This is a genomic window from Streptomyces sp. NPDC104313, from assembly GCF_055583985.1.
Genome location: NZ_JBVJMW010000016.1, coordinates 1 through 22,887, shown reverse-complemented (window position 1 = coordinate 22,887; position 22,887 = coordinate 1). Strand labels below are relative to the sequence as shown.

Below are 22,887 nucleotides of genomic sequence, written 5' to 3'. Positions count from 1 at the left end.
TCACCGAACGACGAGAGTCCGCCGCCATGTACGAGTTGTCCCGGGTCCGCCTCTACTCCATCGGGCCTGCCGGTGCGCGCTACGCCGACACCGTCCTCGACCTGCGCGGCGTCGGCGCACCCGTTCCCAGCCCCGCCCCCGCCCAGGCGGAGTTCTTCGAGGACGAGCCGGTCGGCCCGCCCCGCCGCCCCGCCCCCGCCGGCGTCCTCTTCCTGGAGAACGGCGGCGGCAAGTCCGTCCTGCTCAAGCTGATCTTCTCGGTGATGCTCCCCGGCCACCGCAACACACTCGGCGGCGCCAGCTCCGGCGTCCTGCGCAAGTTCCTCCTCGCCGACGACTGCGGGCACGTCGCCCTGGAGTGGCAGCACACCCTCACCGGTGAGTGCGTCGTCGTCGGCAAGGTCAGCGAGTGGCGTGGCCGTCAGGTCTCGGGCGACCCCCGTAAGTTCGCCGAGGCCTGGTACTCGTTCCGCCCCGGCCCCGGACTCAGCCTGGACAGCCTGCCCGTCGCCGAGTCCTCCGCCGTGGGCCGCCCCGCCGAAGGCGTCTCCGCCGCACGTGGCCGGCGGCGCACCATGAAGGGCTTCCGCGACGCGCTGATGGACGCGGGCAAGTTCTACGCGCACCTCGACGTGCACTGGGAAGAGATCCACGACCGCTGGAACGAACACCTCGGCGAGCTCGGCCTCGACCCCGAACTCTTCCGCTACCAGCGCGAGATGAACGCTGACGAGGGCGAGGCCGCCGGGCTCTTCGCGGTGAAGAAGGACTCCGACTTCACCGACCTCCTGCTCCGCGCCGTCACCGACACCCGCGACACCGACGGACTCGCCGACCTGGTCAGCGGCTTCGGCAACAAGCTGGGCCGCCGCGCCGAACTGACCGCCGAACGCGACTTCACCGCGGGCTCCGTCGACCTGCTCGGCCGGATCGTCGAGGCCGCCGGCACCCGCGCCCGCACCCGTGACATCCACGCCGGAGCCGAACGCCGTACCCGCACCCTGGCCCGCCGCCTGACCGCCCGCGCCGCCGAGGAGCGCGGTCGCACCGCCGAACTGGCCGAACGGGTCACCGCCGCCGCCCACACCGTCACCGAAGCCGAGTCCACCCGGGGCAGCCGTTCCCTGATCGCCGCCGAACTCGCCTACCGGCACGCCTCGCTGGCCCTGACCGCCGCCGAGAAGAGCGCCGCCGCCGGCCGCAAGGAGCTGGTCGAGGCCCGCACCCTGCACGCCGCCTGGCAGGCAGCCGAAGCCGTCCTGCGCCACCGCGCCGCCGCCGACCGCTCCGCCAGGGTCGCCGCCGCCATCCGCGAGGCCGAACGCGACGCCGCCCCCGCCCTCGCCGCCCGCGGTGCCGCCGCCACCGACCTGGTCCGCGCCCTGCACCGGGCCGCCGAGGAGGGCGAGCGCGTCGCCAACGAGGAGGAGGAGCGTTCCGACACCCTCCAGGCCACCGGCGAACGTGCCCACCGCGACGCCACGGTCGCCGCCACCGAGGCCCAGCGGGCCCGCAGCGAGGCCGGACACCTGCGTCAGCGCCTCGCCGAAGTGGGCCAGGAGACCGCCGAAGCCGTCAAGGCGGGCTGGCTCGACGACACCGCGCCCGACGCCGACCCCGCCCGCGCGGCCCTCGCCGCCAGCGACGCCGAACAGTCCGCCGTCGCCGCCTGGGACACCGCCCGCGAAGCCGCGCGCGGCGCCGCCGACACCGCCCGTGAGGCGGCCGCCGCCGAGAGCCGCGCCGATCTGGCCGCCGCCCGCGCCGCCGACGGGGCCAGGGCGGCCGAGCAGAGTCACGAGGACGAGCACCGCGCCGCCGCCTCCATCGCCGCCGATCCACGCCTCGCGGACCTGCTGGGCCTCCCCACCGGCACCGGCGTCCCGCACCCCCGCCGGGAAGTCGCCGACGAGGCCTCGGGCGGGCCCGACCGGGGCGCCACCGCGAGCCCCGGCCGGCCGGCCGGCGACGGAGCCGCCATCGCCGCCGAACCGGCCGCCGACCGTGTGGTGGCCCTCGCCGACCAGCCCGGCCCCGCCCAGCAGTCCCTGACCGCCGAGGAGTTCGACCGCAGCGCCGACGAGCTGCGCGACCTCCTCGACCAGTCCGTCGCCGCTGCCGAACGCCGCCTCTTCGACCTGCGCACCGCCGCCGCCGACGACGCCCGCATCCTCGGCGCGCTCGGCGAGGGCGGGCTGCTGCCGCCCGGCCCCGACGTTCTCGCCACCGTCGAGTATCTCGGCGAGCACGGCATCCCCGCCCTGCCCGGCTGGCGCTACCTGGCGCAGGCCGTCGACCCGGCCGACCACGCCACCGTCCTCGCCGCCCGCCCGGAGCTCGTCGACGGCGTCGTCATCACCGACCCCGACGCCCACACCCGCGCCCGCGAGGTTCTCGGCAGCGCGGCCCTGCTGCCCCGCTCGGCGGTGGCCGTCGGCACCGCCGCCGCCCTCCTCGCCCCCGTCCCGGCCCCCGGCACCGGTCCCGACGCGCAGAACGACGGCGTCTTCCTCGTCCCGCCGAACCCGGCCATGCACGACGAACACGCCGCCGACGAGGAGCGCCACGCGCTGCGCAGCCGCGCCGCCACCCGCGACGAGGACATCAGGACGCTGGCCGCCCGCCTCTCCGGGGACCGCGCCCTCACCGCCCGCATCGGCTCCTGGCGCGCCGACTGCCCGCCCGGCATGCTCACCGAACTGGCCGAGGCCGCCGACGCCGCCCGTACGGCGGCCGAGAGCGCCGAAGCCGTCCTCGCCGAGGCCCGCGCCGCCCGCGCCGAGGCAGACGAGGCCGCCGCCGACACCGCCCGGGTCCGCGACGAGCGCCAGGAAGCCGCGCAGCGGGCCCGCCGGGTGGCCGACGCCCTGGCCGGGCTCGCCCACCGGCTGCGGGAGCGGGCCCGCTGGCAGGCCCGGCTGCGCGAACTGGTCGACGAGGCCGCCGAGTCCGAGGCCCGCGCCGCCGTCTGCCTCGACCTCGCCCGAGCCGCCGACGAGGACCGCAGGGCTGCCCAGCGCGCAGGGGACGACGCCCGCCGCACCGCCCGGGCCCTGCGGGCCGAGCGCGCCGAGATCGCCGGCGTCCCCGAAGCTCTCCCCGAACCCGACGGGACCCGGGCCCGCACCGCCCTGCCCACCCTGCGCGAGGCCTACCGGGCCGCGTCCCAGCTGTACGAGAAGGTCGGCGTCGGCGCCGACCTGCGCGCCGAACAGGCCCGCGCCGAGAGCGACGAGAGCGCCGCCCTGGCCGAGCTGGACCGCCTCACCAACAAGGTCCGCACCCGCGCCGCCCAGCTCCTGGAAGGCACCGACGGGGCGGATGGCCCCTCCCGCCAGGCCGCCGCCGCCCGAGCCGAGGCGCACGTCCAGCTCCTGGAGACCCGCGCCTCCACCGCCAGCGAGCATCTGGGACGGCTGCGCGGCGAGGCCGAGCGGCTCGCCCCCGACGACGAGCGGCAGCACCACACCGAACTGCCGGACGACCTGGTCCCGGCCGACGCCGAAGGCGCCCAGGCACTTCTGCGTACCGCCACCGCCGAGCTGGCCGCCGCCACCGCGGCCCTGGACACCGACCGGGCGGCCCACAGCGCATTGCTGCACGCCCACCGCACCGCCGGGGACTCCGCCGGCGGCTTCGACGAAACCGCGGCCCTGTTGCGGGACCTCCTGCGCGACCACGGCACGGAGGACGGGACCGAGCACCCCGACCCCTACCCCGGCACCCTGGAGGAGGCCCGGCAGTCCGCCGCCGAGTCCCGCCGCTCCCTGCGTGGCTGCAACGCCGACCTCTCGGCGGCCGAGAGCGCCGTCAGGGAGGCGAGCGACATCCTCGTCCGGCACGCCAACTCCACCCGGTACGAACAGGTCCGCACCCCCGCCCGCCAGCAGATCCGCGAGCTGCCCGCCTCCGCGCTGCCCGAGCACGCCCAGAAGTGGGCCGACGCCTTCGCCCCCCGGCTGCGCGTCCTCACCGACGAACTGATCCAGCTGGAACGCAACCGCGACTCGATCGTCGACCGGCTGCGCGGCCTGGTCGACTCCGCCCTCACCACCCTGCGCTCCGCCCAGCGGCTCTCCCAGCTCCCCGAAGGGCTGGGAGAGTGGTCGGGTCAGGAGTTCGTCCGGATCCGCTTCGAGGAACCCGACCAGGCAACCCTCACCGAACGCCTCGGAGAGGTCGTCGACGAGGCCACCCACGCCGCCCTGAAGAAGAACTCCGACCTGCGCCGGGACGGCATGTCCCTGCTGCTGAGGGGAGTCGAGGCGGCGCTGCGGCCCAAGGGCATCGCGGTGGAGATCCTCAAGCCGGACGCCGTGCTGCGCGCGGAGCGCGTCCCCGTCGGGCAGATGGGCGACGTCTTCTCCGGCGGGCAGTTGCTCACCGCCGCCATCGCCCTCTACTGCACGATGGCGGCCCTGCGCAGCAATGACCGGGGCCGCGACCGGCACCGGCACGCGGGAACCCTGTTCCTCGACAACCCGATCGGGCGCGCCAACGCCACGTACCTGCTGGAGCTCCAGCGGGCGGTGTCGGACGCGCTGGGCGTGCAACTGCTCTATACGACCGGCCTGTTCGACACGGCCGCGCTCGCCGAATTCCCCCTCGTCATCCGGCTGCGCAACGACGCGGACCTGCGGGCGGGGCTCAAGTACATCAGCGTGGAGGAGCATCTGCGTCCCGGTCTGCCGCAGCAGGACCCGGACGGGGAGACGGTCCACGGCGAGATCACGGCGACCCGTATGTTCAAAAGGAACGAGCAGGCAGCCGCCGATACCCCGGCACCACGGCCCGGCGCGTAGCCGCCACCGCCACCGCTGCCGAGCAGAGCCGCCCGGCAGCGGTGGCGGTGTGCGGATCAGGCCCGGGAGAGGTCTCCGGACTTCCGGCGGCCGCCTATGCCGCCGCCCGTGCCGTCCCGCTCGGCCGCCCGCTCGGCCCGGCGGGACCGCCGCCGCTCACGACGTATCCGCCGGGCCGAACTGCTCGGCACGGAGACCACGCCGTTGCGCTGGTTCCACACCTGCCGGGTCACCCAGACGTCGAGCACCGACCACGTGGCGACCACCGTGCTGGCCACACTGCTGAGCACCATCGGGAAGGCCAGCCAGGAGCCGGTCAAGGTGCTCAGAAAGGCGACCATCGCCTGGATGATCGTCAGCGACATGATGAGCACGGCGCGCACGGCGGCCGTCCGCACCGCGTCGGGCATCCGTCGCTTCGACGTCGGTTCTTCCACCCACAACTGCCGTGGCACCCGTGCCCCGTCCGCGGCTTCCGCTCTCACGGCCGCCGATGCTCCGGCGCTCCCGCGTTCCTGCGTGCTCAAGGACCTTCAACTCCCCACCACTGTCAGACTTCAGGGTGGCTGCCCGGCTTGCTCCGGTTCTACGCGGGCGGAACATGTCCGTCCTGCCACGCACGACCCCACCGCGCGTCTGCCCCGTACATATGGACGAACCACCCGTCCCGAAGATTCCCCTGAAAAACGCGCGCAGGGCACAGAAGGGCACGGAGCGAATAATTCCAGCCAACTGATACCTGCCGGTACCGGTAGGTCCGGCCGGTACCCTCTGTCGCTTTCGCGAACTTCATCTCCAGGAATACCAGGACAACTCATGATCAAGTCCAGGGTGTACGGCTGAAATCATCCGGACTCGCCTTCGAGTTGTCTCTGTGTCAGTAGTAGGCTCGCGCCGTTTATTGACGCAGGACGGACCTCGCCCGCCTCCGCCCGATGCGCGCCGGTGTACGCACGGTGCGCGGCGGGGCAGGGCCGAGGGACGACCGGGAGAAGACAACCCCGCGGTGCGGGGCCGATCTGGGGGAGGCCATGCGCTTTCGCGGGAAGTCCATCCGCAGGAAGGTCGTGGCGTTGCTGCTGGTGCCGCTCGTCTCCCTCACAGGTCTCTGGGTCTTCGCGACCTACATCACCGGCCGTCAGGCCGGCGAGCTGATGAGCGCCGGATCCATCGTGGAGAAGGTCGGCCACCCGCTGGAGGACGCTGTCCGCGCCGTCCAGGAAGAGCGACGGCAGACCCTGGTCTTCCTCGCTGATCCCCGGGCCTCCGACGCGCTCCCCGTCCTCATGGGCCAACGCGCCGACACCGACCGCATCGTGGGCGAGGTCAGGGAGAACGCCCAGCAGCATGATGTCCAGGAGGCGCTGACCGATGCCGACAGCAGCCGCCTGGACGCCATCCTCAGCGCCGTCGACGGACTGGACGCCCTGCGCGCATCGGTCGAGAAGCGCACCATCAGCCGGGCGAAGGCGCTGGACTTCTACAACGGCCTGATCGACCCCTCCTACCGCTTCCTCACCGGACTCCACACCCTGGAGAACGTGTCGATGGACAAGCAGATGCGGGCCCTGGTCGGGGTCTCCCGGGCCCGGGAGATGCTCTCGCGCGAGGACGCGATGGTCGCCTCAGGCCTCATCGCCGGCCGCTTCACCACCTCCGAACTGCGGCGGATATCCGGCCTCGTGGCCCAGCGCGAGCTGCTCTACGAAGTCAGCCTGGACAACCTCCCCGCCGCCGAGCGCCGTCGCGTCGAGCAGTTCTGGGGGAGCCCCGACACCGAACCGCTGCGCACCGCCGAGGATGCCCTGATCGCCGCCGGACCGACGAAGCGCCCCGGCGCCGTCGACGCCGACGGCTGGGAGGAGTCGGCGGTGACCGTCCTGGACCGGCTGGCGGGCGACGCCAAGGAGATGGGCAACCGCTTCCAGGACCGCGCGGAACCGGCCGCGTACCGGGTCCTCATCCAGGCCGGGATCGCCGGAGTCCTCGGCTTCCTGGCCCTGATCGTCTCGGTTTTCGTCTCCGTACGCATCGCCCGTGAACTCGTCCGCGACCTCTCCCGGCTGCGCAAGGACGCCCACGAGGTCTCCGGCGTCCGGCTGCCCAGTGTCATGCGCAGGCTGGCCGCCGGGGAGCAGGTGGACGTCGAGACCGAGGCCCCGCACCTCAGTTACGAGCCCGACGAGATCGGCCAGGTAGGACAGGCGCTCAACACCCTCCAGCGGGCCGCCGTCGAGGCCGCGGTCAAGCAGGCGGACATGCGGCGCGGCGTCTCCGAGGTCTTCGTCAACCTCGCCCGCCGCAACCAGGTCCTCCTGCACCGTCAGCTCACCCTGCTGGACGCGATGGAGCGCCGCACCGAGAACGGCGACGAACTGGCCGACCTGTTCCGCCTCGACCACCTCACCACCCGCATGCGGCGCCACGCCGAGGGGCTCGTGATCCTCTCCGGCGCCGCCCCCTCCCGCCAGTGGCGCAAGCCCATCCAGCTGATGGACGTCGTGCGGGCCGCCGTCGCCGAGGTCGAGGACTACGAACGCATCGAGGTCCGGCGCCTCGCCCGGATCGGCGTGGGCGGCCCCGCCGTGGCCGACCTCACCCACCTGATCGCCGAACTCCTGGAGAACGCCACCGTCTTCTCACCCCCGCACACCGCGGTCCAGGTGCACGGCGAACGCGTCTCCAACGGATTCACCCTCGAAATCCACGACCGGGGCCTCGGCATGGCCCCCGAGATCCTCCTCGACGCCAACCTGCGGCTCGCCGAGACCCCCGACTTCGAGCTCTCCGACACCGACCGGCTCGGCCTGTTCGTCGTCAGCCGGCTCGCCCAGCGGCAGAACGTCCGTGTCTCCCTGCAGAAATCGCCGTACGGAGGCACCACCGCGGTCGTGTTCATTCCCGCGGCGCTGCTCACCGACGCCCCCGACACTCATGGCACCGGGTTCCGCCTCGACCGCCGGGCCGAGCGGGCGATCGGCAGCGGCCGGAGCTCCGACGCGGCGCAGGGCGCGCAGAGCACGGCCCCGGGCGGGGAGCGCCGTGTCAACGGCAGGTCCGCGGCCCTGACTCCGGTGCCCACCGGGCTCACCGCACCGGGCGTCCTGGACGGGCCGGTCGAGCTGGAGGCCCCGGTCGGCCCGCTGGACTTCGTCGAGGACCCGCTGGACCGTTCGCCGGATCCGGCCCTGGACCCGGCCCTCGGCCCCGTCCTGGACGGCGTGTCCGATCTGGAGGACACCGAGAGCGAGCGCGGCGGCATCTTCCGCGCCCGGGACCTGCGCCGCGAGGGTGACCGCGAGCCCCGCCGCGACGAGCCGGGCGGCGCGCGCCGGGCCACCGACCGGGACCAGCACCAGCAGGCCCGCGACCATAGCGACGAGCCCACGGCCCAGGTGCGGCCGATGCGCCCTGCGGGGCCCGTCCCGCTGCCGCGCCGTACCCCGCCGACGCTGGTCACCGACCGTGGCCGCCGGGTCGACGACCCGGGCGACGAAGTGGTCGAGACCCCCGCGAGGGCCACCGGCCCGGTCCCGCACACCGCCGATCGGGCGCCCGAAGCGGCCGACAGGTCCCGGACCTCCGACGCGCCCTGGACCGTACGAGTCGCCGCACACCGCAGGACAGAGTCGTCCCGTGTGACAGAGCGGTCCCGTACGACAGAGGCATCCCGCGTGACAGAGCGGTCCCGTGCCACAGAGCCGTCCCGCGCCAAGGAAGCACCGCGTGCCACAGAGCTGTCCCCGGCCTCAGGGGCATGGCACGACGGGACTCCGGCTCCGGCCGGCCCACCGGCCTCTGACACCGTGGGCGGACTGCCACGGCGGGTCCGGCAGGCCAGCCTCGCCCGCCAGCTCCGTGAGGACTCCCCGGACGGGCCGCCGCAGCAGTCGCCCGTGGACACGTTCGACGACGCCGGGCGCGACGCGGACGAGGTACGCGACCGTATGGCCTCGCTCCAGAGGGGCTGGCAGCGCGGCCGTCGGCAGAACGCCGCCGAACCCACCGCGAACACCGAACCCACCGCGAACACCGAAATCACCGCGAACACCGAAATCACCGAGGACACCGAAATCACCGAGGACACCGGCAGCCCCGGTGGCACAGCACCAGGAACCACTCCGGGAGGGGACGGTCGATGACCGCACCGAACGCCGCAGCACACAACCCCGCACGCCACGGCTCGGGCGAACTGAACTGGCTGCTCGACGAACTCGTCCAGCGGGTCGCGAGCATCCGCAAGGCGCTGGTGCTCTCCAGCGACGGACTCGCCACCGGCGCCTCGGGGGACCTGACCCGTGAGGACAGCGAGCATCTCGCCGCCGTCGCCTCCGGGTTCCACAGTCTCGCCAAGGGAGTGGGCCACCACTTCGACGCGGGCCGGGTGCGCCAGACCGTCGTGGAACTGGACGAGGCGTTCCTCTTCGTCACGGCCGCCGGCGACGGAAGCTGTCTCGCCGTCCTGGCGGACGCCGACTCAGACGTGGGCCAGGTCGCGTATGAGATGACACTGATGGTCAAGCGCGTGGGGGCCCATCTGGCCAACACCCCACGGACGACCGGTCTGTCCGCCGGAGGGTGAGGGTGGCGGGCATGAGAGCCGACTCCCCCCGGGGCACCGGCCCCGGATCCCCGGACGGGTCCGTCGACCCCCAGGTCTCGCGGTGGTACGACGCGGAGGCGGGACCGGTGGTACGCCCGTACGCGATGACCCGCGGGCGCACCAGCAGCGCGTCCCGTCATCGCCTCGACCTGATCGCGCTCGTCGTGCCGGAACCGGCCGCCGACGATCCCGGCCGGGACCAGACGCTCGCCCCCGAACACGTGGCGATCGTCGAACTCTGCAGCGACATGCCCCAGTCGATCGCCGAGCTCGCCGCCGAACTCGACCTTCCCGTAGGGGTGGTACGGGTCCTGGTCGGCGACCTCGTCGAGGACGAGCTGGTGCACGTCACCCGTCCCGTTCCGCCGGCCGAGCTGCCGGACGTGAACATTCTTCGCGAGGTTATCAATGGCCTTCGGGCGCTCTAGCCGCGACAAGCAGCGGCACGTCGAGCCCGTCACCCTGAAGATCCTGGTGGCGGGAGGGTTCGGCGTCGGCAAGACGACCGCGGTCGGCTCGGTCAGTGAGATCAGGCCGCTGCGCACCGAGGAACGCCTCAGTGAGGCGGGCCGTCCGGTGGACGATCTGGAGGGGGTCGAGTCCAAGACCACCACCACGGTCGCGATGGACTTCGGCCGGATCACGCTGAAGGAGGACCTGGTCCTCTATCTGTTCGGCACGCCGGGCCAGGACCGCTTCTGGTTCCTGTGGGACGAACTGGCCCAGGGCTCCCTGGGCGCGGTCGTCCTCGCCGACACCCGGCGCCTCGAGGACTGCTTCGCCGCGGTCGACTACTTCGAGCGCAGGCGGATCCCGTTCACGGTCGCGGTCAACACCTTCGAAGGCGCCGACCGGTTCCCGACAAAGACCGTGCGGGCCGCCCTCGACCTCGACCCCGAGGTCCCGGTACTCGTCTGCGACGCGCGGGACCGGTCCTCCGTGCGCGACGTCCTCGTCGCGGTCGTGGAGCACGCCCTGGAGCTCGCGGCACAGGCCCGTGAACCCGTCGCCACCTGAGCCGGGGAACATCCCGGCACGTGTGCGGCCCGTACCCCCGCCGACAGGGGTACGGGCCGCACATCGCCCGGCGGACCGGGCCCCGAGTGTTCTGCGGCAGTGACGCCCAGTCAAGTAAAGGGCAGGGAAAACCTGTTGGGGTGGGCTGGGCTCAGCGGACCGCCACCACCGCCGAGCCGTGCCCGAACAGCCCCTGGTTCGCCGTGATGCCGACCCGCGCGCCCGGTATCTGCCGTTCCCCGGCCCGTCCGCGCAACTGCCTTGTGAGTTCACAGACCTGTGCGATGGCCTGGGCGGGCACCGCCTCGCCGAACGAGGCCAGACCGCCGCTCGCGTTCACCGGAACCCGGCCGCCCAGCGCGGTCGCCCCCGTCCGCAGCAGCTTCGCTCCCTCGCCTCGATCGCACAGCCCGATGTCCTCGTACCACTCCAGCTCCAGAGCGGTGGACAGGTCGTACACCTCGGCCAGCGAGAGATCCTCCGGCCCGATCCCCGCCTCCTCGTACGCGGTCCGCGCGATCGAGGCGCGGAAGCTCTCGGGAGAGGGGGCCACGGCCACCGCCGAGTCCGTGCCGATGTCCGGCAGGTCCAGGACGGTCCTCGGGTAGGTCGGCGTCACGGTGGAGACGGCCCGGATCCGCACCGGATCCCGCGCCCCGTGGAGCCGTGCGAACTCCATGCTGGACAGCACCAGGGCGGCGGCGCCGTCGGACGTGGCGCAGATGTCCAGCAGCCGCAGCGGATCGGCGACCATGGCGGAGGCGGCGACCTCCTCGGCCGTCACCGGCCCCCGGTAGCGGGCGTACTCGTTCAGTGCCCCAGCCGCCGAGTTCTTCACCTTGACCAGCGCGAAGTCCTCCGGTGTGTCCCCGTACAGCGCCATGCGGCGACGGGCGTACAGCCCGAAGTACGCCGGGTTCGTCGCCCCGAGCACCCGGAAGCGCAGCCAGTCCGGGTCCTCCGGCCGCTCCCCGCCCGCCGGGGCGAAGAACCCCTTGGGCGCCGCGTCGGCACCCACCACCAGCACCACGTCCGCCAGACCCGCCAGGATCTGCGCCCGCGCCGTGTCGATCGCCTGTGCCCCCGACGCGCACGCGGCGTACACGGACGCCACCCGAGCCCCCTGCCACCCGAGCGCCCGGGCGAACGTCGCCCCCGCCACGTACCCCGGATAGCCCCCGCGCACCGTCTGCGCGCCGACCACCGATCGGACCTCGGGCCAGCCGATGCCCGCGTCCGCGAGGGCGGCGCGCGCGGCGATCCGCCCGTACGTGACGAAACCGCGCCCCCACTTGCCCCACGGGTGCATCCCGGTCCCGAGGACGGCCACGTCGCGGCTCATGAACCGGCCTCCGCGGTCGCCACGGGACGCCAGTGCCAGGTCGTGTGCACGACACCCGCCGCCCGGTCCTCGTCCAGGACTCCCGGTACGACCTCCACCACCGAGCCGACGGGGAGATCGGCCACGCCCACCCCGGGGGCGGCCTGCCCCAGCACCACCATGCGCTCGGCGGCCAGCTCGACGGCGACCAGCGTGTACGGGGTCCAGGGCTCCTCGGGGTCGCTGATGTACGGGGGAGGGGGCCGGTAGCGCCCGTCGGTGCAGGACCACACCTTGCCCCGCTTCGACAGCGGAGCCTCCTCCAACTCGCCCCCGGGGCAGCCCGGGTTGCGGCAGTGGCCGTCCTCCCGGGGGAAGTGCACCGACCGGCAGCCTGAGCACCGGGTGCCCAGCAGCCGGAAGTCCTCCTCCGCGGCGTCCTCGGTGAACCAACCGGCCACCACGGGTATGCGCGTGCGCGACAAGGCCCCTCCCGGCACTGGATCTGACGGAACGTCAGAAGTGTGCCACGGGCACCCTCCCCGTGCGAGGGGTCCGGCCCGCCGGTCTCGTTCAGGCCCGGTCCTGGTCAGGCCCGCCCTCGGTCGCGCCGGGCCTTGTTCGCGCCCGCACCCGCCGTGCTCACTCCCGGGCCGCGCTCTCGCCGTGCTCCGCCAGCCACTTCGCCGCGGTCTCCGCCAGCTCCGCGTCGCGGCCCGCGAGCATCGTCCGGATCATCTGCGCGTCCCCGCGCAGCGACCACGCAGGATGCCCGAACGTGGCCGGGTTGTTCTTCTCGATCAGGAAATGCGCGGGCCACGCCGTGCCGTACCCGATCAGTGGCAGGGCCGCCAGATAGCGTGTCCGGCCCCGCGCGAGCCCGTATGCGGAGATCGCGAGCCCGGTCAGGGTGCCGGTCAGATGGACCCAGCGGGTGGCGGCACGGGAGTGCATCGCGACGTAGTACGGCCAGAATTCCTGGTATGTATCGAACGTCTGCTGTGGCATACGGGCACCGTAGCCGCCCGATCGGCAACCGAACACGCCCCTTTCGCGTCCGAGAGGAAGAACGGGCGGCCGGAGCCCACGGGGGTGGTCCCGGTCGCCCGATCCCCGCCCCTCGGGGCGGACCGTTTTCGGTCAGTGCCCGGCCACCGACCGGCGGTGCACCGGGAAGTCGAAATAGGTGTCCGGGAACGGCTCGGGCCTGAACGTGAAGTGCCACCACTCCTCGGGCAGGTTCACGAACCCCACCTCGGTCAACGTCCGCTTCAGGAACTGCCGGTGGGCGCGCTGCGGCCCCTGGACCCGGGGATCGTCCGTGTGCGACAGGGTGTCGAAGCAGTCGTAACCCGTGCCCATGTCCACCGAGTTGTCCGGGAACCGCTCACTCTTCGGCGCGAAGCAGGGGGTCGGCCGCTCGCCCGGACGGTACGGCCTGGTCGGCAGGGCGGGGAGCCGGACCAGGGTCAGGTCCACCGTGCTGCCCCGACTGTGGCCGGACTTCTCCGCGATATAGCCGTCCTCGAACAGCCGGTCCTTGTCGACCCGAGGATAGAACTCCCCCTTCATGGTCTGGTCGTCGAGGTCCTTCGCCCACCGCACGAAGTGGTCCACCGCCCGCTGCGGCCGGTAGCAGTCGTACACCTTCAGCGAGTACCCCTGACGCAACAGCCGCTTCTGTGCCAGGTGCAGGGCACGGGCGGCGGGCCGGGTCAGGATGCAGACCGGCTGCCGGTACCCGTCCACCCGCTCGCCGAGGAAGGTGTGCGCCGTGGTGTAACGCATCTCCTGGAGGATCGTCGGGTCCACCGAGCGCAGCGCCACGAACTCCTCGGGAGCTTTCGGTTCGGGGCGCGCCTGGGCCGCGGGGGAGAGCGCGGTGACGGCGAGAAGGGCGGCGGCCGTGGTGGCCAGAGCACGCAGAGCGGTACGCATTCCTGTCATGGGCACACCGTCTATCAGCTTCCCGGCCTCCGGGAAAGGACGCGACGACCGGGACAGGACGCGACGTCGCCTCCCCGGAGAGCGCGGAGAGCGCGGAGAGCGCGGAGAGCGCGGAGAGCCGGCAAGCCGAAAGGGCCGGAAAGCGGGAAGGAAGGTTCGATACAGTCCGCCCGTGTCCGAACCCGGCAACAGCCCATCCCCGAACGCCCCGCAGCCGCCCCGGTACGTACGGGACTCCCACTGCGGCACGTGCGGAGCCCCGTACACCGCGCCACCGTCCGCCGACACCTGGCCCCGCACCTGCGCCCACTGCGGAACCACCGCCTACCGCAACCCGCTCCCCGTCGCGGTGGCCCTGCTCCCCGTCACCGGCCCGGGCACCACCGGACTCATCGTCATCACCCGCACCATCGAGCCGCAGAAGGGTGGTACGGCCCTGCCCGGCGGGTTCATCGACCATGCCGAGGACTGGCGTGCGGCGGTCGTCAGGGAACTGCGCGAGGAGACCGGTATCGAGGCCGCCGCAGCGGACGTCCGTCTCGCCGACACCCTCAGCGACACCACCGGCCACCTCCTGGTCTTCGGCCTTCTCCCGGCACGCCCCCTCGCGAGCCTTCCACCCTCGGTCCCCACCGACGAGACATCCGGCTACGACGTCCTGTACGGCCCGCGGCCCCTGGCCTTCCCCCTGCACACGGAAGCGGCCGACGCCTGGTTCGCCGGGCGCCACGGCTGAGGCCGTCACAGCCGTGGACACAGCGGGGGCCGCCCGGCTCGGCACCACAGCCGGGACCACCAGAGCTCAGGCCGGCCCGGCACCACGGCCGAGGCCGCCGGGCCCCGCGCGCGCCGGATACGTATGCGCCGGGCCCCACGCCGACCACCCCTAATACCGCCCCCGCACCCCCCGCACCCGTACCGGGCGGTCGACCCCGCCCTCCGTGCCGTCCCGCTCCACCACCACGCGGTCGCCCTCCCACCGCGTCACATACCGCTCGACCTCCGCCTCCGCCCACCCGTCGCCCGCATCCCGTACCACCAGCCCGCCACCGGTACGCCCCGGCGCGGGCGCCCACACCTCCAGCTCCGGGCCACCGTCCGCACCGCGCACCGGAATCACCGCGCCCGCCCTCGCCAGCACCGGCACCCGCGACAGCGGAGCGTCGACCAGGACCTGGCCCGGCCCCTCGTACGCCCGCCCGGTCGCCGTGTCGTACCACCGCCCCCGGGGCAGCCGCACCGCCCGCCGCCGGGTCCCGGCCTCCAGCACCGGAGCCACCAGCAGCGCGTCGCCCAGCAGGAACGCGTCCTCGCACTCCCGCAGAGCCCGGTCGCCCGGCGTACCCCACCACATCGGCCGCACATAGGGCGCACCGGTCATCCACGCCACCCGCGACAGCGTCACGAAGTACGGGCGAAGCCGCTCCCGCTCCACCAGCGCCGCCCGCGCGTGCTCCAACACCTCAGGACCGAACTCCCACGGCTCCCGCCGCCCCGCGTCGATCGCCGCGTGGGTCCGGAACAACGGCAGATACGCCCCCAGTTGGAACCACCGCAGATACAGCTCGGGCGACGGGAACCCGTCGAACCCGCCCACATCCGGACCCGAGTACGGCACCCCGCACAGCCCGAGCCCCACCACCAGCGACAACGACGCCCGCAGCCCCGGCCACCCCGTCGACACATCACCGGACCAGGTGCCCCCGTACCTCTGCATCCCCGCCCAACCCGACCGGGAGAAGAGAAACGGCCGCTCCTGCGGCCGCTGCCGCAGCAGCCCCTCGTACCCGGCCCGCGCCATCGCCAAGGCGTACACGTTGTGCGCCTCTCGGTGATCACCGCCGACGCCCTCCAGCACGTGCCGGGCCGAACGCGGCAGGGACGGATCCCCGAACGCCGCGAACGACACCGGCTCGTTCATGTCGTGCCAGACCCCTGAGAAGCCCTGCGCAAGCCGTTCCTCGTACAGAGATCCCCACCAGTCCCGCACAAGCGGATCAGTGAAGTCCGGGTAGACACAGGCCCCCGGCCACACCTCACCGACCACCACCCGCCCCCGAGCGTCCCGGACGTACGCACCACGCCCCCCGACCGCCGCACCCCCGTCGAACACCGCCTCACCCGGCTCCGCCTTCACCGCCGGATCCACGATCGACACCAGCCGCACCCCGTCCTCGCGCAGCTCCTTCGCCAGCGCCGGCAACGCGGGGAACCGCTCACGGTCCACCGTGAACACCCGGTGCGCGTCGTAGTGGTCGATGTCCAGATGCAGCACCGACAGCGGCAGACCCCGCTTCCGGTACCCGTCGACAACCCGCCGGACCTCCACCTCGCTGCCGAACCCCCACCGGGCGTGCTGCGGCCCCAGCGCCCAGGACGGCGGCAGCGCCGGCACACCCGTCAGCGCCGTCCACCCCTGGAGCACCCGGGCCGGCGTCCCCGCCACCACCCAGCAACGCAGCGGCCCGCCCTCCATCCGCACCTCGCAGGCGCCCGGCCGGTCATGCCCCGAACCGGCGCCCTCCTCGCCCTCCCGCAGCACCACCCGCCCCGCCCAGCTGTTGTCGTGGAACACCAGATGCGTCCCCGCGTCCGACACCACCACCTGCACCGGCATCGTCAGATACAGCGGATCGTCCCCCGGACCGAAACGCCCGCCGGGATCGGTGTTCCACAGCCCGTACGCCCCGTCCCGCAACCGGGGCCCCGACGCCCGGCCCCCGAGCCCGAAGAACCGCGCGTCGGCCGGCACCTCCGAGCGCTGCACCCACCGCACCGGCCCGCCGCCCACCGGCTCCCACCAGCGCGGCGGCAGCTCCCGTCGCAACAGCAGCCCGCCCGGCGTCCGCAGCTCCACCGCCCCGGTCCGCGACACCACCACCGTCAGCCGCTCCGAGACCACCTGCCAGCCACCGTCCTTGTCCGGCTCCAGCACCGCCCGAGGGTCCGGTGCGGGCGCCTCGCCCTCCACCGCGTACGAAGGCAGCGGCTCCGCCCCGTCCCACGCCCAGAACACCGCACCGCCCACCGACACACGGATCCGCAGCTCCGAACGCGCGAACCGCACCACACCCCCACCCGGGCCCGGCTCCGCACCCGTCAGCGCACCGGGCACCCGGGCCCGCTCCACCCCGCGCGCCGACAGCGCCGCCGCGTCCGCGGACCGCCGTCGCCACGCCGAACGCACCGTGCGCAGCCCCCGCACCGAACCGACCAACCTCACCCGACGCACCAGGTCACGACCGTCCATGGCGCACACCCTGCCACCCGCCCGACCCGCAGAACCCTCCGTTCAACTCCCGTTCACCCATGCCGGCCCCGGGGCGAGGGAACCCCTCACAGCGGGCCACCCTGGTGCCGAAGACGATCACATGGCATCGTCCGTGTCAGCCGCTCACGCGCACACCCCGGCCCGTGCGCGCCGACACGCCCACCCCGCGTACCCGTACAGCCAGGGAGCAGCCCTCATGACCGCAGCCACGCCCGACGCCCCGCTCTGGCAGCCCGGCCCCGACCGCATCGAGGCCGCGGCCGTCACCCGCTTCCAGAACTGGGCCGCGACCCGGTACGGCGCCCCGGCCGAGGGCGGATACGCGGCCCTGCACCGCTGGTCCGTCGACGAACTCGACACCTTCTGGCAGGCCGTCGCCGAGTGGTTCGACATCCGCTTCTCCACGCCGTACGAACGTGTCCTCGGCGACCGCGCGATGCCCGGCGCCACCTGGTTCCCCGGCGCCACCCTCAACTACGCCGAACACGCCCTGCGCACGGCCGAGGACCCGTCCCGCGCCGACACCCCCGCCCTGCTGTACGTCGACGAGACCCACGCCCAGCTCCCCGTCAGCTGGGCCGAACTCCGCCGCCAGGTCGGCGCGCTCGCCGCCGAACTCCGCGCTCTCGGCGTCACCCCCGGCGACCTCGTCAGCGGCTACCTCCCCAACATCCCGCAGGCCGTCGTCGCCTTCCTCGCCACCGCGGCGGTCGGCGGCATCTGGACCTCCTGCGCTCCCGACTTCGGCGCCCGCAGCGTCCTCGACCGGTTCCAGCAGATCGAACCCGTCGTCCTGTTCACCATCGACGGCTACCGCTACGGCGGCAAGGAACACGACCGCACCGAGACCGTCGCCGAACTGCGCCGCGAACTGCCCACCCTGCGCGCCGTCGTCCACATCCCGCTGCTGGGCACCGACGCCCCCGCAGGCGCACTCGACTGGGCCGCCCTCACCTCGGCCGACACCGAGCCGGTCTTCGAACAGGTCCCCTTCGAACACCCGCTCTGGGTTCTCTACTCCTCCGGCACCACCGGCCTTCCCAAGGCCATCGTCCAGTCCCAGGGCGGCATCCTGCTCGAACACTTCAAGCAGATCGGCCTGCACTGCGACCTCGGACCCGAGGACCGCTTCTTCTGGTACACCTCCACCGGCTGGATGATGTGGAACTTCCTCGTCTCCGGCCTCCTCACCGGCACCACCGTCGTCCTGTACGACGGCAGCCCCGGCCATCCCGACGTCAGCGCGCAGTGGCGGGTCGCCGAACAGACCGGCGCGACGCTCTTCGGCACCTCCGCCGCGTACGTCATGGCGTGCCGCAAGGCCGACATCCACCCCGGCCGCGACTTCGACCTCTCCCGCGTCCAGTGCGTCGCCACCACCGGATCCCCGCTCCCGCCCGACGGCTTCCGCTGGCTTCACGACAAGGTGGCCGAGGATCTCTGGATCGCCTCCGTCAGCGGTGGCACCGATGTCTGCAGCTGCTTCGCCGGAGCCGTCCCCACCCTCCCCGTCCACATCGGCGAGCTCCAGGCCCCCTGCCTCGGCACCGACCTCCAGTCCTGGGACCCGGCCGGCGAACCCCTCACCGACGAGGTCGGCGAACTGGTCGTCACCAACCCGCTCCCCTCCATGCCGATCCGCTTCTGGAACGACCCCGACGGCAGCCGCTACCACGACAGCTACTTCGCCATGTACCCCGGCGTCTGGCGGCACGGGGACTGGATCACCCTCACCGACCGCGGCTCGGTGATCATCCACGGCCGCTCCGACTCCACCCTGAACCGCCAGGGCGTCCGCATGGGCTCCGCCGACATCTACGAGGCCGTCGAACGGCTCCCCGAGATCCGCGAATCCCTCGTCATCGGCCTCGAAGAACCCGAAGGCGGCTACTGGATGCCGCTTTTCGTCCACCTCGCCGACGGCGCGACCCTCGACGACGACCTGCGCGACGCGATCAAGCGGACCATCCGCGAGAACCTCTCCCCGCGCCACGTACCGGACGAGGTCATCGAGGTCCCCGCCATCCCGCACACCCTCACCGGTAAGCGCATCGAGGTTCCGGTCAAACGCCTGCTTCAGGGAACCGAGCTGGCCAAGGCGGTCAACCCGGGCTCCGTCGACAACCTCGACCTCCTCCACTTCTACGCCGAACTGGCCGCGACCCGCCGCCGCTGACCCACCGGCCCGGCCCTCCTGTCAGTCCCCCTGATTACGCTGAGTGAGCAAGTATTCACCGCGCACAGGGGGACACATGGCGCCGACCGGCCGCACCGAGAACACCACCACCCACCACACGAAGCACGACACCACCATGCGACGCACATTGCGCCGCGAAGCACCCAGCACGATCGGCCTCCTCGCCGACACACAGGACTTCGCGGCCATGCGGCGCTACCGGACCTTCGCCTTCGATGACCACGCCGTCTATCTCCAACAGGTCGAGGGCCTGCTCAAAGCACTCGCGGCCCAGGGCGTGCACACCACCGTCGCCCTCTTCGACCCGGAGGACTACGCGGAGTTCTGCGCCGAATCGGGCCTCGACGCCGATTCCGGCGCCAGCCGCAGCCGGTTCACCGCGGAGATCTCCGCCGCCGGAGCCACGGTCTCCTACACCGGCCAACGCCTGAGCGACCTCATCCCGGTCCTCGTCTCCCGAGCGGTCCGCCAGGCCACCTGGGAGTACGCCACCCTCCTCCTCGCCGACCTCGGCACCTGCGCCGACTGCGGCCAGGACATCGGACGCGCGGCCTTCGACCGCGCCTCGCACCTCCTCATGCGCCTGCTGGAAACGGCGGGGCCGGGCACCCACCACCTGGTGTGCAGCACCCCGACGGACAACGACCAGCTCCTGGCCGTGCTCCACACCCACCGCGACACCACAGGACCGGCCCGCCTCGACACCGCGGAGGGCGCGGAGTTCGCCACCGTTCTCGCGGTGGCCATCGCCCTGGAATCACGCGGGGGAGTCGTCCTGCGCACCAGCGCCCCCGACAGCCCGGACCGTGTCCACGGCTGGCGCCTGGCCCACGGGGCCCTCGCCCCGCTCACCGCGGGCGAGGTCTTCAACGCCTACTGCACCGACGCGGACACCGGAGAGCCCGTCTCCCCCGAATCCGGTGTGGAGTACTGCGCGGGATTCGACATCGGAGCGGACCCGGCGGAGCCCCACCACTGAGAGCCCAAGCACAGCAGGAGGGGCCTTCCGCCACACGGCGGAAAGCCCCTCCTGGACCTACTGGATTCCGCCTACTCGCCGGACAGCACAGCCTGAGCGGCGCTGCGCGCCTCGTCGGCCGAGTCCGCCGCACGAGCGGCGTTCGCCGCCCGCTCGCACTGCGCCAGCGTGTACTTGGCCAGCGTGGCCCGCACATAAGGAAGGGACGCGGCGCCCATCGACAGGGAGGTGACACCCAGACCCGTCAGCACACACGCCAGCAGCGGATCCGCCGCCGCCTCACCGCACACACCACAGCTCTTGCCCTCGGCACGTGCGGCGTCGGCGGACAGCGCCACCAGATCCAGCAGCGCCGGCTGCCACGGGTCCTGGAGCCGCGACACCGCGCCCACCTGACGGTCGGCCGCGAAGGTGTACTGCGCCAGGTCGTTGGTGCCCAGCGACAGGAACTCCACCTCCTGGAGGATCGACCGCGCCCGCAGAGCGGCGGACGGGATCTCCACCATCGCGCCGAACTTCGCCCGCAGCCCGGCCTCGCGGCACGCGTCCGCGAACGCCTTGGCGTCGATACGGTCGGCCACCATGGGGGCCATGACCTCCAGGTAGACCGGCAGACCCTCGGCGGCCTTCGCCAGCGCGGTCAGCTGGGTACGCAGCACGTCGGGGTGGTCCAGCAGGCTCCGCAGCCCACGGACGCCGAGCGCCGGGTTCGGCTCGTCGGCCGGAGTCAGGAAGTCCAGTGGCTTGTCGGCGCCGGCGTCCAGCACGCGCACGACGACACGCCCCTCGGGGAACGCCTCCAGCACCGCGCGGTAGGCCGCGACCTGCTTCTCCTCGGAAGGGGCCTGCTTGCTGTCGTCCAGGAACAGGAACTCGGTCCGGAACAGCCCGACGCCCTCCGCCCCGGCCTCGACCGCCGCGGGCACATCGCCCGGACCGCCGACATTGGCGAGCAGCGGCACCTTGTGCCCGTCCGACGTGGCACCGGGGCCGGTCGAGGCGGAGAGTGCCGCCTTACGAGCGGCGGCGGCACCCTCCAGCTCGGCGCGCTTCTCGTCGCTCGGGTCGACGAAGATCTCGCCCGTGCTGCCGTCCACCGCGACGACCGTTCCCTCCGCCAGCTCACCGGCGCCGGGCAGCGCCACCACGGCGGGAACGCCGAGCGCCCGCGCCAGGATCGCGCTGTGACTGGTCGGCCCGCCCTCCTCGGTGACGAAGCCGAGCACCAGGGTCGGGTCGAGGAGCGCGGTGTCGGCCGGCGCCAGGTCGCGCGCGATCAGCACATACGGCTCGTCGCTGTCCGGCACGCCGGGCATCGGCACACCGAGCAGCCGCGCCACGATCCGGTTCCGTACGTCGTCGAGGTCCGCGACCCGCCCCGCCAGGTACTCCCCGGCATTGGCGAGCAACGCGCGGTACGCGGCGAACGCGTCGTACACGGCGCGCTCGGCGGTGCTGCCCACGGCGATGCGCCGATCGACGTCGGACCTCAGCTCGGGGTCCTGCGCCATCATGGCCTGCGCCTCGAGCACGTGCTGTGCCTCGCCGCCGGCCAGGTTGCCGCGCGCGATCAGATCGGCGGCGACCGCTTCCACCGCCTGCCTGGCGCGCCCCTGTTCGCGACCGGCCTCCTCGGCGGGAATCGACTTGGCGGGCGGCTCAAGCACCGCCGTACCCATGTGCCGAACCTCGCCGATGGCCACACCGTGGCTCACGCCGACGCCTCGCAGCGTTGTCTCCATTTCACCCGTCTCCGGTTGTGCGGCGACCGAGTCACCGCGGTGGTTGTGCAACTGGCTTGTCACTGCGCCCGAGGCGTCACTGCCAGCCGAACAGCGGGTCGCCGATCTTCACGTCCCCGTCCTCACGGACATCGGAGAGCGACTCGGCGGTGGCCTCCAGGGCCACGATCGGGCAGATGGGTGATTTGCCGGCGGCCTCGACGGCGACCGGGTCCCAGCGCACGATGCTCTGGCCCCGGGTCACCGTGTCCCCCTTGTTCACGAGGAGCTCGAAGCCCTCGCCGTTGAGCTGGACGGTGTCGATGCCGAGGTGTGTCAGGACCCCGTGCCCTTCCGCGTCGACGACGACGAACGCGTGGGGGTGCAGGGAGACGACGATGCCGTCGACCGGGGACACGGCCTCGGAGGGCTCACGTACCGGGTCGATGGCGGTGCCGGGGCCGACCATCGCGCCGGAGAAGACCGGGTCGGGAACCGCGGCGAGTCCGATGGCGCGTCCAGCAAGAGGGGACGTCACGTTGGTCATGGGGGAGCCTCCCAGGGGGTGGAGATTCAGGTGTCGCCGCCGCGACTGATGGGGGACGGCGTACTGCTCAGCAGCGTAAGTCATATGAAGTCCCGGTTCCGCCCGAGACCTACCGCTTGGCGGACCTAGGGAGTACGAGAAACGATTTGCCTCGACTCCCGGCGGCCTGTACTGTCGTACTCCTGCCTGACCCCAACGCGACTTTGAGTCGGGGGTCGGCGGCGACCTTCAAGCCCAGATCCTAACCTTGAACCTCTCCCTCGGCGTGCCCGCAGGACGTGGTCAGAGTGACGGAAAAGGCCTGGTAGAGTCGGACTCGCCGGAAAGGGAAAGCGCGAAAGCGGAGGACCTGGAAGCGAAATGCGAGGCCCGCTTCGACCGGGAATTGGACACGAAAGAGTCTGATAGAGTCGGAAACGCAGGACAGCAAGACAAAGTAGTAACGAAGGGAAGCGCCCGGAGGGCCCCGGTGAAACGGGACC

General features: G+C 72.7%; 16 protein-coding genes. 8 read left to right on the top strand and 8 right to left on the bottom strand.

Annotated features, from left to right (window positions below; genetic code table 11):
• The first annotated feature begins 26 nt into the window (after positions 1–26).
• On the top strand, positions 27–4,802 hold the full coding sequence (locus ACZ60Q_RS29610) for a hypothetical protein (protein ID WP_469640614.1): 4,776 nt from the start codon (positions 27–29) through the stop codon (positions 4,800–4,802).
• Positions 4,803–4,858: 56 nt separating this feature from the next.
• Here the strand turns inward: ACZ60Q_RS29610 and ACZ60Q_RS29605 are convergent, their stop codons facing one another.
• Positions 4,859–5,212, bottom strand: coding sequence for a hypothetical protein (locus tag ACZ60Q_RS29605; protein ID WP_469640751.1), 354 nt, complete (start codon positions 5,210–5,212; stop codon positions 4,859–4,861).
• Between the two features lie 621 nt (positions 5,213–5,833).
• Here ACZ60Q_RS29605 and ACZ60Q_RS29600 point away from each other — a divergent pair.
• The 4 genes from ACZ60Q_RS29600 to ACZ60Q_RS29585 are packed head-to-tail and all read left to right on the top strand — an operon-like array spanning position 5,834 to position 10,422.
• On the top strand, positions 5,834–8,944 hold the full coding sequence (locus tag ACZ60Q_RS29600) for a sensor histidine kinase (RefSeq protein ID WP_469640612.1): 3,111 nt from the start codon (positions 5,834–5,836) through the stop codon (positions 8,942–8,944).
• Positions 8,941–9,384 (top strand): roadblock/LC7 domain-containing protein, encoded by a 444-nt coding sequence (locus ACZ60Q_RS29595; RefSeq protein ID WP_469640610.1) that lies wholly within the window; start codon positions 8,941–8,943, stop codon positions 9,382–9,384. Before ACZ60Q_RS29600 ends, ACZ60Q_RS29595 begins: the two co-directional genes overlap by 4 nt.
• Before the next feature lie 11 nt (positions 9,385–9,395).
• Positions 9,396–9,833, top strand: coding sequence for a DUF742 domain-containing protein (locus ACZ60Q_RS29590; protein ID WP_469640608.1), 438 nt, complete (start codon positions 9,396–9,398; stop codon positions 9,831–9,833).
• Positions 9,814–10,422, top strand: a complete 609-nt coding sequence (locus tag ACZ60Q_RS29585) for a GTP-binding protein (protein WP_469640606.1) — start codon at positions 9,814–9,816, stop codon at positions 10,420–10,422. The genes ACZ60Q_RS29590 and ACZ60Q_RS29585 overlap by 20 nt, the downstream gene beginning before the upstream one ends.
• 151 nt (positions 10,423–10,573) lie before the next feature.
• Here ACZ60Q_RS29585 and ACZ60Q_RS29580 read toward each other — a convergent pair whose 3' ends face one another.
• From ACZ60Q_RS29580 to ACZ60Q_RS29565, 4 genes are all read right to left on the bottom strand, one after another.
• Positions 10,574–11,764 (bottom strand): lipid-transfer protein, encoded by a 1,191-nt coding sequence (locus ACZ60Q_RS29580; RefSeq protein ID WP_469640605.1) that lies wholly within the window; start codon positions 11,762–11,764, stop codon positions 10,574–10,576.
• A complete protein-coding gene (locus ACZ60Q_RS29575; RefSeq protein ID WP_469640603.1) occupies positions 11,761–12,228 on the bottom strand; it encodes a Zn-ribbon domain-containing OB-fold protein in 468 nt (155 codons plus the stop codon). The genes ACZ60Q_RS29580 and ACZ60Q_RS29575 overlap by 4 nt, the downstream gene beginning before the upstream one ends.
• 157 nt (positions 12,229–12,385) lie before the next feature.
• The gene (locus ACZ60Q_RS29570) at positions 12,386–12,751 is read right to left on the bottom strand and encodes an Mpo1-like protein (protein WP_469640601.1); all 366 of its coding nucleotides are present in this window, start codon (positions 12,749–12,751) and stop codon (positions 12,386–12,388) included.
• Positions 12,752–12,883: 132 nt separating this feature from the next.
• The gene (locus ACZ60Q_RS29565) at positions 12,884–13,681 is read right to left on the bottom strand and encodes a M15 family metallopeptidase (RefSeq protein ID WP_469640750.1); all 798 of its coding nucleotides are present in this window, start codon (positions 13,679–13,681) and stop codon (positions 12,884–12,886) included.
• Between the two features lie 181 nt (positions 13,682–13,862).
• On the opposite strand from ACZ60Q_RS29565, the gene ACZ60Q_RS29560 reads away from it, so the two are divergent.
• The gene (locus tag ACZ60Q_RS29560) at positions 13,863–14,426 is read left to right on the top strand and encodes an NUDIX domain-containing protein (protein ID WP_469640599.1); all 564 of its coding nucleotides are present in this window, start codon (positions 13,863–13,865) and stop codon (positions 14,424–14,426) included.
• Positions 14,427–14,576: 150 nt separating this feature from the next.
• On the opposite strand, the gene ACZ60Q_RS29555 is transcribed toward ACZ60Q_RS29560, so the two are convergent.
• On the bottom strand, positions 14,577–16,940 hold the full coding sequence (locus ACZ60Q_RS29555) for a glycoside hydrolase family 31 protein (RefSeq protein ID WP_469640597.1): 2,364 nt from the start codon (positions 16,938–16,940) through the stop codon (positions 14,577–14,579).
• 217 nt (positions 16,941–17,157) lie between these two features.
• Between ACZ60Q_RS29555 and ACZ60Q_RS29550 the strand changes: the two genes are divergently transcribed.
• Together ACZ60Q_RS29550 and ACZ60Q_RS29545 are read left to right on the top strand one after the other, a co-directional pair.
• On the top strand, positions 17,158–19,137 hold the full coding sequence (locus ACZ60Q_RS29550) for an acetoacetate--CoA ligase (RefSeq protein WP_469640596.1): 1,980 nt from the start codon (positions 17,158–17,160) through the stop codon (positions 19,135–19,137).
• A 76-nt stretch (positions 19,138–19,213) separates the two neighbouring features.
• Positions 19,214–20,137 (top strand): hypothetical protein, encoded by a 924-nt coding sequence (locus ACZ60Q_RS29545; RefSeq protein ID WP_469640594.1) that lies wholly within the window; start codon positions 19,214–19,216, stop codon positions 20,135–20,137.
• A gap of 71 nt (positions 20,138–20,208) precedes the next feature.
• Here ACZ60Q_RS29545 and ptsP read toward each other — a convergent pair whose 3' ends face one another.
• Complete coding sequence (gene ptsP, locus ACZ60Q_RS29540) at positions 20,209–21,879, bottom strand: phosphoenolpyruvate--protein phosphotransferase (protein WP_469640592.1); 1,671 nt, start codon at positions 21,877–21,879, stop codon at positions 20,209–20,211.
• Between the two features lie 76 nt (positions 21,880–21,955).
• On the bottom strand, positions 21,956–22,405 hold the full coding sequence (locus tag ACZ60Q_RS29535) for a PTS sugar transporter subunit IIA (RefSeq protein WP_469640590.1): 450 nt from the start codon (positions 22,403–22,405) through the stop codon (positions 21,956–21,958).
• Positions 22,406–22,887 lie beyond the last annotated feature (482 nt).

What these genes read in the sequence shown, in the direction of transcription:
- ACZ60Q_RS29610 (WP_469640614.1), top strand. Translation starts at nt 27, where the DNA reads ATGTACGAGTTGTCCCGGGTCCGCCTCTACTCCATCGGGCCTGCCGGT.
- ACZ60Q_RS29605 (WP_469640751.1), bottom strand. Translation starts at nt 5,212, where the DNA reads ATGCCCGACGCGGTGCGGACGGCCGCCGTGCGCGCCGTGCTCATCATG.
- ACZ60Q_RS29600 (WP_469640612.1), top strand. Translation starts at nt 5,834, where the DNA reads ATGCGCTTTCGCGGGAAGTCCATCCGCAGGAAGGTCGTGGCGTTGCTG.
- ACZ60Q_RS29595 (WP_469640610.1), top strand. Translation starts at nt 8,941, where the DNA reads ATGACCGCACCGAACGCCGCAGCACACAACCCCGCACGCCACGGCTCG.
- ACZ60Q_RS29590 (WP_469640608.1), top strand. Translation starts at nt 9,396, where the DNA reads ATGAGAGCCGACTCCCCCCGGGGCACCGGCCCCGGATCCCCGGACGGG.
- ACZ60Q_RS29585 (WP_469640606.1), top strand. Translation starts at nt 9,814, where the DNA reads ATGGCCTTCGGGCGCTCTAGCCGCGACAAGCAGCGGCACGTCGAGCCC.
- ACZ60Q_RS29580 (WP_469640605.1), bottom strand. Translation starts at nt 11,764, where the DNA reads ATGAGCCGCGACGTGGCCGTCCTCGGGACCGGGATGCACCCGTGGGGC.
- ACZ60Q_RS29570 (WP_469640601.1), bottom strand. Translation starts at nt 12,751, where the DNA reads ATGCCACAGCAGACGTTCGATACATACCAGGAATTCTGGCCGTACTAC.
- ACZ60Q_RS29565 (WP_469640750.1), bottom strand. Translation starts at nt 13,681, where the DNA reads ATGCGTACCGCTCTGCGTGCTCTGGCCACCACGGCCGCCGCCCTTCTC.
- ACZ60Q_RS29555 (WP_469640597.1), bottom strand. Translation starts at nt 16,940, where the DNA reads ATGGACGGTCGTGACCTGGTGCGTCGGGTGAGGTTGGTCGGTTCGGTG.
- ACZ60Q_RS29550 (WP_469640596.1), top strand. Translation starts at nt 17,158, where the DNA reads ATGACCGCAGCCACGCCCGACGCCCCGCTCTGGCAGCCCGGCCCCGAC.
- ACZ60Q_RS29545 (WP_469640594.1), top strand. Translation starts at nt 19,214, where the DNA reads ATGGCGCCGACCGGCCGCACCGAGAACACCACCACCCACCACACGAAG.
- ptsP (WP_469640592.1), bottom strand. Translation starts at nt 21,879, where the DNA reads ATGGAGACAACGCTGCGAGGCGTCGGCGTGAGCCACGGTGTGGCCATC.
- ACZ60Q_RS29535 (WP_469640590.1), bottom strand. Translation starts at nt 22,405, where the DNA reads ATGACCAACGTGACGTCCCCTCTTGCTGGACGCGCCATCGGACTCGCC.